This is a genomic window from Dietzia sp. DQ12-76, assembly GCF_014145045.1.
Classification (GTDB): domain Bacteria; phylum Actinomycetota; class Actinomycetes; order Mycobacteriales; family Mycobacteriaceae; genus Dietzia.
The window spans coordinates 1-9,089 of sequence record NZ_JAALDV010000282.1 but is presented as its reverse complement, the minus strand read 5'-3'; the positions used below and the strand labels follow the sequence as shown (position 1 = coordinate 9,089).

Here is a 9,089-nt window from a genome sequence, read left to right as displayed (position 1 = left end):
CCGCGCGGGTGGCCGGAGGCGACGGCCACCCGGGTGGAGGTCGCGGCCCGCGAGTCCTGCGTGATGGACGAGCAGGGCGCGCAGACGGAGGCGTCCCGGCTGCTGTGGTCGGCCGTCGCCAAGCTCGTCGGCGCCGCGGTCTCCCTGGTGATCCCGCTGGGGATCGTGCTCGCGCTGGTGGCGGGGTGAGGATCGTGCCCCGTGATCGCGCTGTCCAGCAGGTGGCACCGTGGTGAGGCTCATCGTTCCCGTGGTCATCGGCCTGCTGTTCCTGGCGGTGATCGCGGGCTGGTTCTGGTACACCACCTGGTTGGTGCGCTCGGCGATCGACGAACTCGCCCACCGCCGCCGGCTGCTGGCCGGAGTGGATCCGCTTCAGGTGACGGCCACGAAGGCAGCCGCGTCTGTCGAGGCGGCCCACGACGCGGCGCACAGGGCGCTCTCACTGACGGTCGAGTCCTGGTACGACCTGCGCGAGAGCCGGGCGGTGGGGACCGCACTGGTCGAGAGGTTTCCGAAGATCGAGGAGCGGGCGGCGCGGGACCCGGAGTTCCTGGATGTCCTCGAAGACGCCGACGCGCTGCTCAACGATGCCCGCCCGGGAGCGGACGAGATCGACGAGCTACTCGGGCGGACAGCACGCATGGACGAGCTGACCCTGCGGCTGAGGACCCTGGTTCATCAGTACGACTCCGCCGGGAGGCGCGGGTTCGGGCGCTTCTTCCCGCAAGGTCGGCAGTAGTCCCCATCGAATCCGCCGGCCGTCTCCTGCGTTTCGGTCGTGCTCAGCGCGGAGATTAGCCCCGGTCAGCGCGATAACCACGACCAAAACCTCGGTGAGCGTGACCGGCACGAGGACCCGGGCATGCATCGGGCGAGTAGGCCGGGCGAGTAGCTCGGGCGCTTAGGTCGGGCATGTAACGCAACACGGCGAAGAATGCACGTGACCGCAGCGGCGCTCGAGCTGCCTCTAGAGATCCCCGGGCAGCTTGTCTCGGCGGATGTCCCGCCACGAGGACTGCCGCAGCACCCCCTCCTCGGTGAAGCCCTGGTGGCGGACCTCCACCACGAGCTTGGGCAGCACCCAGATGGCGTCGCGGCGGGCGTCGGACGGCAGGTCCTCGAGGAACGGGCTGGTCTTGCGGCGCAGCGGTTCGAGCTCCTCGAGCAGTGCCTTGCCCTGCCGGTCGGAGAAGCCGGTGCCCACGCGGCCGATGTAGGTCAGCCCCGTGTGCGCGGGCAGGCCGAGCAGCAGTGAGCCGAGCGAGCCGGAGCGCCCGCCCTTGCCCGGCCGCCAGCCGCCCACCACGGCCTCGGTGGTGGTGAGCAGCTTCTCCTTGAGCCAGGTCTTGGCCCGCTTTCCCGACTGGTAGTGCGAGTCCCGGCGTTTGGCCACGATGCCCTCCCAGCCGAATTCCTCGGCCTCGTCCAGTGCGCGGTCGCCGGGTCCGTCGAGCACGCCCGGCACGTGGACCCGCTCGACCTCCTCGAGTGCCGGCGTCAACAGGTCTAACACCTCGCGACGCCGCTCCCACCGTTCTCGGCGGAGGTCCACGCCGTCGAGTCCCAGGACGTCAAAGACGAACAAGTGCACCGGGCCGATCGACGAGTCGTCTCCTTCCGCGGCGGCCTGTTTGGCCAGTGCGGAGAACTCGGGCACGCCGTCCGGGCCGGGCACGACCAGCTCGCCGTCGAGCACCGCGGGCTTCCCGATCGCCTGCGCCAGCCCGGGGAAGCCGTCGGCCAGCCAGTCCATCGAGTTGCCGTTGCGGCTCATCACCCTGCTCTGTCGGCCATCGGTCGCCACGGTCACCCGGTAGCCGTCCCACTTGCCCTCGAAGGCCCACGTGTCCTCGGGCAAGGATGTCACCGACCCCGAGGTGGGGATCATCGGCAGAGGGGGAGAGTCGGGGCGATCGGCCATGTCCGAGTCGCGGTTCTGCCCAGCTTCCGAACGGCGGGTAGTCGAGTCGCCCGACTCGCGGGACCGCGACGTGTCTGACCCCCCGGAGCGGTCGTTATCCGAGGGGTACGACGACTTGGGGTTGTCGCGTCCGCCGTAGAACGAGTCCGGCGACTGGTCCTTCATATACTGCACGATCCACTGGTTCTTCTCGGCGTTCGTGCGTATCAACACGTACCGGCCGGAGACCTTCTCACCGTGCAGCCACACGATGATCTCGTCGGGCTTCCACTTCTCGCACTCGTAGGTTCCGCGGTCCCAGATAGTCATGTGGCCGGCGCCGTACTCGCCCTTGGGGATGGTGCCCTCGAACGTCTCGTAGCCGAGCGGGTGGTCCTCGGTGTTGACGGCCAGCCGCCGGTCCTTCGGTTCGGTAGGCAGGTTCTTGGGCACCGCCCACGACGCCAGCACGCCGTGATGTTCGAGCCGCAGGTCGTAGTGCAGGCGGCGGGCGTGGTGCTCCTGGATTACGAAGATCGGGCCGTCGTCGTCGGAGCGGTCGGTCTCGACCTCGCCGTCGAACGGCTCCGGGGTCTTGCGGCGGTCGCGCTTGCGGCGGTACTCCTCGAGGCTGGTCACCACGGCGTCGGCGTCGGTGGGGCCGGTGTCGCAGCCTTCCTCGGCTGCGGCGCGGGTGGAGTCGTCGCTGCCGGAGTCGTCGCTGCCGGAGTCGGAGTCGCCGGAATCGGCGCCGGAAGAATCGGAACTGCCGCGCTCGGGGTCCCCGTCATCCGATGAGGACGACGAGGACTTCTTGCGGCTCGCGGACTTCTTCTCTCGCGATGCCGAGGACTTCTTAGAGGCGGACTTCTTGGTGGCATTCTTCTTCGACCCGCCGCCCTTCTTCGCGGGTCCCTCCAAGCCGTCGAGCAGGTCGCCTTCGGACTCCAGTCGCGTGAGCATCTCGTCCCAGTGCAGGTGCGTGAGCCCGCCGTCACCGAGTTCCTCCCACGAGCGCGGGGCAGCAACCCACGGCTCGGCGCGCCCGCGCAGGGAGTAGGGCGCGACGGTCGTCTTGGCGCCACTGTTCTGGCTCCAGTCCACGAACACCTTGCCGTCGCGGATAGAGCGCTTCATGGTGGCGGTGACCAGGTCCGGGGTCTGCTTGGCCAGCGACTGGGCGATCTGCTTGGCCACCGCGGAGGCGCCCTTGGCGGTGACGGCCTTGTCCAGGCGGGCGTAGAGGTGGATGCCCTTGGATCCGCTGGTCACGGCGTAGGAGTCCAGGCCCGCCTCGGTGAGGAGATCCCGGACGCGCAGGGCGACCTTCGCCGTCGTGTCCAGGTCGACGTCCTGGCCGGGGTCCAGGTCGATGACGATCCGCCTGGTCCGCCCCGGCTCGCCGTCGGTCAGGGTCCACTGCGGCACGTGGAGCTCGAGCGCGGCCTGCTGGGCGAACCACGCCAGCGTGGCGGGGGAGTCGAGCACCGGGTAGGTGACCGTGCGCGAGGAGTGCTCGATCGCCACCCGCGAGACCCAGTCGGGCGTGTGGGAGGGCAGGTTCTTCTCGAAGAAGGACTTGTCCTCGGTGCCGTCGGGCCAGCGCTTGCGCGTCACGGGACGCTGACCGGCGTATGTCATGAGGAGCGGCGCCACCGCGAGGTAGTACTCCAGCACATCGGCCTTGGTGGTGCCGGTGGCCTCGTAGAGCACCTTGTCGGGGTGGGTGAAACGGATCGTCCGCCCGTCGACCTCGACCGACTCCTTGCCGCCCTTGCTCGCCATGGGTCCACTCTGGCACTCGAGTCGGACAATGGCGACCGGCCTCTGCGCAATGAGCATGGGCAGGGCGGGCGGGGAAGCCAGCGTCTCGGAATTAGAATCAGAGCGCGGATAACCTCATGAAGAACGGGCACATGGTGTGAAATGTTGATGGTCCTCAATCTCGAAGAAGGAGACCGCGTGGCCATCAGTCGTGCACACGGCGTCAAGCGCGTGACAATTCGCGAACTGCTCTCGGAGGAACTGCGCATTCCGGCCTACCAGCGGCCCTACAGGTGGAAGCCGGAGACGGCCACGCAATTGCTAGACGATATTCGGTTAGAATTCCGCGAGACCCTAAGCGGCGCAACCGGCGTCGACGAACCGGGCCAAGCTTCCTACGTACTCGGAGCGATCATTCTCCACCGCGACAAGAAAGCTGAATTCCCCGACGTGGTGGACGGCCAGCAGAGGCTCCTCACGCTGACGATGCTGCTCGAACTACTCGATGCGCAGGACCCACCTGCGGTCGGCCGGAAGAACTGGGATCACGCCGACCCGGCCGCGCCCATAACCAAGGTCTGGAGAGAACTCGCCAGCCGCGTCGGCGCGATCGACAGCGACCGAGGCGCCCTCGCCGCCTTCATCCGCGACAACTGTGTGGTGATGCGGATCGAAACAGACGACGCTGATGAGGCGTTTCGGGTCTTCGATTCCCAGAACTACCGCGGCAAGTCGCTACTACCGCACGACCTGCTCAAGGCGTATCACCTGCGGGAGACCCGCGGAGAGTCCGCGCTCATGAAGGTGGCATTGGTGGAGGCGTGGGAGGCCGTCCCGGACGCGGACCTGGACCGCCTCTTCTCGTCCTATCTGTGGCGGATCCGGAGATGGTCACGGGGATTGACGGCGCCGGCGTTCAGCGCAGATCACGTCGATGAGTTCAAGGGAGTAACGGCGAAGGCCGCGGTTTCGCCGATGGCCCGCTACCACCGTGCGGCTCAATCCGTTGTCCCCGTGTTGACGGCGTGGTCCCCGGAGTCCGCCGCGTCAGAAAGGGACGGGTTTCGTACCCGTTTCCAGCTGGAGGCACCCGTGCAGCCGGGCCGCCCGTTCTTCGAGATGGTCGAGTTCATGCTGGACGAAGTCAAGAGACTACGCCGCGAAGGATTCGATGATCCGGATTGGGAGAACTTCGTCTCGTCTACGGCGGAGTACGACGAACAGCCATCTAAGGCGAAGTTCCGTTACGTGTCCGAGTTGTATCTGGCAGCGCTGCTCTACTACACAAACAAGTTCGGAATCGCCGACCTCGGCGAAGCGAAAAGCCGACTATTCCGCTGGGCCTACAGTCTCCGGGCCAATCTGATACGAGTGCAGCTGATATCGGTCGATAACCACGCACGCAGCACCGAGGAGAACGCGTCCGCTTTCGGGCTCCTGCGCAACGCGGAACGGCCGGAGGATCTACGTCGCCTCCTGGTGGGAGAAGTGGGTCGAGAAGATCGGCCCACTCACATGAGAGAACTCCGCACCCTGCTCGAACGTCTGGGGGCCTGATGACGAGCCAACTGACGCCTGAACTCCTGACTGTCAAGGAGCTCTTCGGCCAGCGCGGGGTGCAATACGAGATTCCCGTCTACCAGCGCAACTACGCGTGGGGCAAGGAACAGATCGACCAACTCCTCGACGACATCTGGAAGGCGTCGACGAGTATCGCCGGAGACTACTTCCTCGGAAATCTCATTGTTGCCCCGAAGTCCCAGCAGAACGGTGACGATGTCACCACCTACGAGGTCGTGGATGGCCAGCAGCGACTTACGACGTTGTTCATGCTTCTGCACCGTCTCCAACGGGAATCGCTGGGGGCAGAGGGGCTCAACAGTCGCGACCTCGAGGCCATCTCCCAGTTGACCTACTCGTCGCGAAGAGTTGCCTCCCAGGCGCTGCAGAACCTCTCCGATTCCGAGGAGGACGAGGGATCGGGGATTCTCACCGGGTACAAGCAACTCAAGGAAGGGCTCGCGCGGTTGGCGAACGGAGGCGCGAATCTGGGGCAGTTTGCGCGCTTCCTCCTCGAGAAGGTCTGCGTGGTGCGAGCAGCGCTTCCCGAGGCCACCGACCTGAACAGGTACTTCGAGGTGATGAATACCCGCGGCCAGCAGCTCGAGCAGGTGGACATCGTCAAAGCCAGGCTCATGAGTTACCTCGGGGTTGACAATTCGGCGGATTCGGAACGCACAGAGCGTCAACGAGCCACTCTGGCCTGGGTCTGGGATGCCTGCGCGGACATGGGCCGGTATATCCAGATGGCGCTGACTCCGGGCGACACCAATCTCCGTGCGGCGGTCTTCGGAGTGGACTGGGACCGACTCAATACTACGGGGTTTGACGATCTTGTGGACGTCCGGGGCAAGGTGCGGTCCCAGAATATGACCGGTGTGAGACCGCTGACTCTGTCTGAAGCGATTGATCGCTATGCGCGTATCAAGGACGAGTCGTACACGGATTTGCAGGAAACTCAGCGGTTTCAATCTCCGATCCGCTTTCCCACCCTCCTCCTGCACGCGCTAAAGGTGATGCACACACGAGAGGGTGGCGACGACGAGGACGATGGCCGCCTTGACGATTCCAGACTGGTTCGACTCTTCGACGAAGAATTCGGAGATGCCGTGCGGCCGGCCGAACTCGTGAAGAGATTCATTGAGACCTTGCTGCGCTGCAAGTTCGTACTGGACAACGCAATTCTCAAACGTGAGTTCGTGGGAACTCACGTGGAGGACGGTGCGTGGTCACTCAAGCGACTCGGCAAGAACACGACGAGCGACTCCGGCAATGCGAAGGCCAGCCCGAAGTACCCCCGCGCGTTCTCGCCGACGGGGGAGGAGTCTGATGATCAGGTCGAGGTAGGGGCGGGCGATCCGACCCGGGACGTCCTCCTCCTCCAGTCAGTGCTGCGCATTACCTACACATCCCCTAGAAACATGCATTGGATTACTCGGGTGCTGCGCCGCGTCGATCCATCGATGCCCCGGCATCACCAAGGCCAGATGCTCGCCGACGAGCTCCGAAATTACATCCGCGGCAAGGTGCGGGATTCGATGCCAACCGATTCCGGCCCGTTCGGATTCGCCATCGAGCGCATCGTCTACACATATCTGGACTATCTGCTGGTCCAAGGCTATGGACCCGAGGGAGCGCGGGACACGAGTTACGAGTTTCAGTTTCGCAACTCGGTGGAGCATTTCTTCCCGCAGCATGCGAACCGCGACAACGTGGGCTGGGACGCGCTCGCCGGCGACGACGACCGGCTTCACTATTTCGGCAACCTGGCTCTTGTCAGCGTGAGCGCTAATTCAAAGTTCAGCAACGAACTGCCGGCGAGTAAAGTTCTCAAGGAGGGGACCATCAAGCAGAGTCCAAAGCTCGTGTTGATGGCGGCTGAGGTCAAGAACAACGACGGGTTGTGGGACGGGCATTCCATCGAGAAGCACCATCGGGAGATGGTGGCGATCCTCTCCGAGGATCTCGCACAGCAGAGCGGCGGTGACGTCGACCGCTCGAAGATCTGAACGACGACGAGGGGCCGTGCTCCCGACGGCTGGTCCCGCGCGGACGTTGTCTCCTCGCCTGACGATCTGATCAGCGCCGAGCGAGCGGACAAGCTCTTCATCAGTCTCGGATGCGTCGGCCACAACTGTGAGGCCGGCGTGCGTGACCAGCTGCACGACGTATTCACCGGTCGATACGGCAGCCCCGGTGACCGTGAGAGTCTGTCCGGGCTTCAGATCGGGGAGATCAAGGGCACGCCGGGCGATGAGGCCGTTCATCGGAAGCGTCGACGCGGCGACGTCGTCGGTATTGCGGGGTGAGGCGGCGATCGACCGGGCAGGCAATCCGATGATCTCCAACCGCCTCGTACTGATCACGTGAGTAGTGCACCTCGGCCGAACTCCAGGCCGCCCCGCCCTAGCGGTTTCGGCGCGCCAGCAATCGCTACCCCCACGGCAGTCTTGCAGTCCGCCGCCGGCAGCCACAGCCGGGCATCTAACCCCCCCGCCGGAACTGGTGCGCTGCGCGCAGGGCCGCGTCGACATCCAGCCCGCGCCCACCCAGGAGAGCCTGTGCCGTGTCAGCGCTGAGGTCGGGGCATTCGGCGAGCACTCGGTCGAGGAGGGCCGGGGCGGGTGCCGCGCCGGCGGGGTGGCCGCCGGTGGACATCGTGAGTTGCCCGGTGATCTGCGGGAGCACGGCCCGGTCGCTGAGGGCAGGCAGGTTCAGGGCGGTGAAGCCGTCGTCGTTGTCGTACTCGGCGCGTGTCCACGTGCCGCCGTCGTACCCGTAGATGAACCCGATCCACATGCCCTCGGAGTCGATGCGCTCGAGGTGGTCGCCGATCGCCTCGGCCCACCACGCGGGGCACCCGGCCAGGAGGTCGGTCTCGGGCTCCCCGAAGTACTCGGCGGCGGCGCGGAAGTATGTGGTGGAGTACTCGTGGTCGTGACCCAGGAGCACCGCCCGCCCCTCGCCGGCGAAGCGGATGTCGGCCCAGTTGCCGCCGCCGTCGTCGTAATGCCACGTCGACTCGTTCGCGTAGGCCGATTCCGCCCAGCGCGGCCCGTACGCGGCGAGCACCGCGGCCAGTGCGGACCACCTGGGGGACATCGCGTCGGGATGGGGAAGGTCGACTTCTCTCACGCCACGATTCTGTACGACGGGGGGCGATCCCGGAGCGGCCTGTCACATTTCGCCCGGTGACCTCCGAAGTCGCGGTCGGGGCCTGCCGCAACAATGCGCGCGGCGGTGTGATATGCGGCACACCGCTGCTACCGTCGGTAGGGCAGGCGCCCACCGCGCCACGTCACCCGCACCCACCCGAAAGGACGCCTACTCATGGGTTCAGACGCCATCGGCTCGCTCGGCTCACTCGCTCTCGGCTCGCTCGCCGCCCCCATCCTGGGATCGCTCGGCCTGGGCTCGCTGCTCCAGGGGGCCAGCAGTGGCAACGGCAGCGGCACCGACTCGCTGACCGGGATGCTGCCCACCGATCTCCTCGGCGGCATCTCCTGACCGGGAGGCCTCTCCCGGCCACCCGGCACGCACGGCCGCGCGCCGCCTGACGCGCCCGCAACAAGACGCGCCCGCAACAAGTCGCGCACGCCACCTGAGGCACCACACGGACCCCGGACCGCACCCGCGGCCCGGGGTCCGCGCATGTCCGGGCCCGGGCCCGTCTACGCGGGCAGCGAGCGGTGACTCGCCTCGGCCACGCAGCGGATCGCGTCGAGGCTGTCGAGATCGCGGAGAAGCGCCTCCCGCCCGAGAGCGGTCCGGTTGGGCACTCCGAGCTTCATCAGCGCGGCCTCCACGTGGGTCCGGGTGGTCCGCACGGAGATCCCCAGGGCAGTGGCGATCTCGTCGTTGA

7 protein-coding genes and 1 pseudogene are annotated in these 9,089 nt (G+C 66.3%); 5 read left to right on the top strand and 3 right to left on the bottom strand.

The features are described 5' to 3' along the window. Window positions 1-189 (top strand): annotated as a pseudogene (locus G6019_RS10265) (hypothetical protein); the annotation flags it as partial. Window positions 190-229: 40 nt separating this feature from the next. Then, complete coding sequence (locus G6019_RS10260; protein ID WP_182613201.1) at window positions 230-742, top strand: hypothetical protein; 513 nt, start codon at window positions 230-232, stop codon at window positions 740-742. A 228-nt stretch (window positions 743-970) separates the two neighbouring features. Here G6019_RS10260 and G6019_RS10255 read toward each other — a convergent pair whose 3' ends face one another. Continuing rightward, complete coding sequence (locus G6019_RS10255) at window positions 971-3,688, bottom strand: ATP-dependent DNA ligase (protein ID WP_182627516.1); 2,718 nt, start codon at window positions 3,686-3,688, stop codon at window positions 971-973. A gap of 177 nt (window positions 3,689-3,865) precedes the next feature. On the opposite strand from G6019_RS10255, the gene G6019_RS10250 reads away from it, so the two are divergent. Both G6019_RS10250 and G6019_RS10245 read left to right on the top strand, forming a co-directional pair. Further along, window positions 3,866-5,224, top strand: a complete 1,359-nt coding sequence (locus G6019_RS10250; protein ID WP_182613200.1) for a DUF262 domain-containing protein — start codon at window positions 3,866-3,868, stop codon at window positions 5,222-5,224. Beyond that, a complete protein-coding gene (locus tag G6019_RS10245; RefSeq protein WP_182613199.1) occupies window positions 5,224-7,236 on the top strand; it encodes a DUF262 domain-containing protein in 2,013 nt (670 codons plus the stop codon). The genes G6019_RS10250 and G6019_RS10245 overlap by 1 nt, the downstream gene beginning before the upstream one ends. Before the next feature lie 475 nt (window positions 7,237-7,711). Here G6019_RS10245 and G6019_RS10240 read toward each other — a convergent pair whose 3' ends face one another. Next, a complete protein-coding gene (locus tag G6019_RS10240) occupies window positions 7,712-8,362 on the bottom strand; it encodes a hypothetical protein (protein WP_309230207.1) in 651 nt (216 codons plus the stop codon). Window positions 8,363-8,557: 195 nt separating this feature from the next. Here G6019_RS10240 and G6019_RS10235 point away from each other — a divergent pair, with 195 nt between their 5' ends. Next, complete coding sequence (locus tag G6019_RS10235; RefSeq protein WP_176475023.1) at window positions 8,558-8,734, top strand: hypothetical protein; 177 nt, start codon at window positions 8,558-8,560, stop codon at window positions 8,732-8,734. Between the two features lie 164 nt (window positions 8,735-8,898). Here the strand turns inward: G6019_RS10235 and G6019_RS10230 are convergent. Next, window positions 8,899-9,089: LuxR C-terminal-related transcriptional regulator (locus G6019_RS10230; protein ID WP_241725985.1), on the bottom strand; the 191-nt coding region annotated here is incomplete at its 5' end.

What these genes read in the sequence shown, in the direction of transcription:
- G6019_RS10245 (WP_182613199.1), top strand. Translation starts at nt 5,224, where the DNA reads ATGACGAGCCAACTGACGCCTGAACTCCTGACTGTCAAGGAGCTCTTC.
- G6019_RS10255 (WP_182627516.1), bottom strand. Translation starts at nt 3,688, where the DNA reads ATGGCGAGCAAGGGCGGCAAGGAGTCGGTCGAGGTCGACGGGCGGACG.
- G6019_RS10235 (WP_176475023.1), top strand. Translation starts at nt 8,558, where the DNA reads ATGGGTTCAGACGCCATCGGCTCGCTCGGCTCACTCGCTCTCGGCTCG.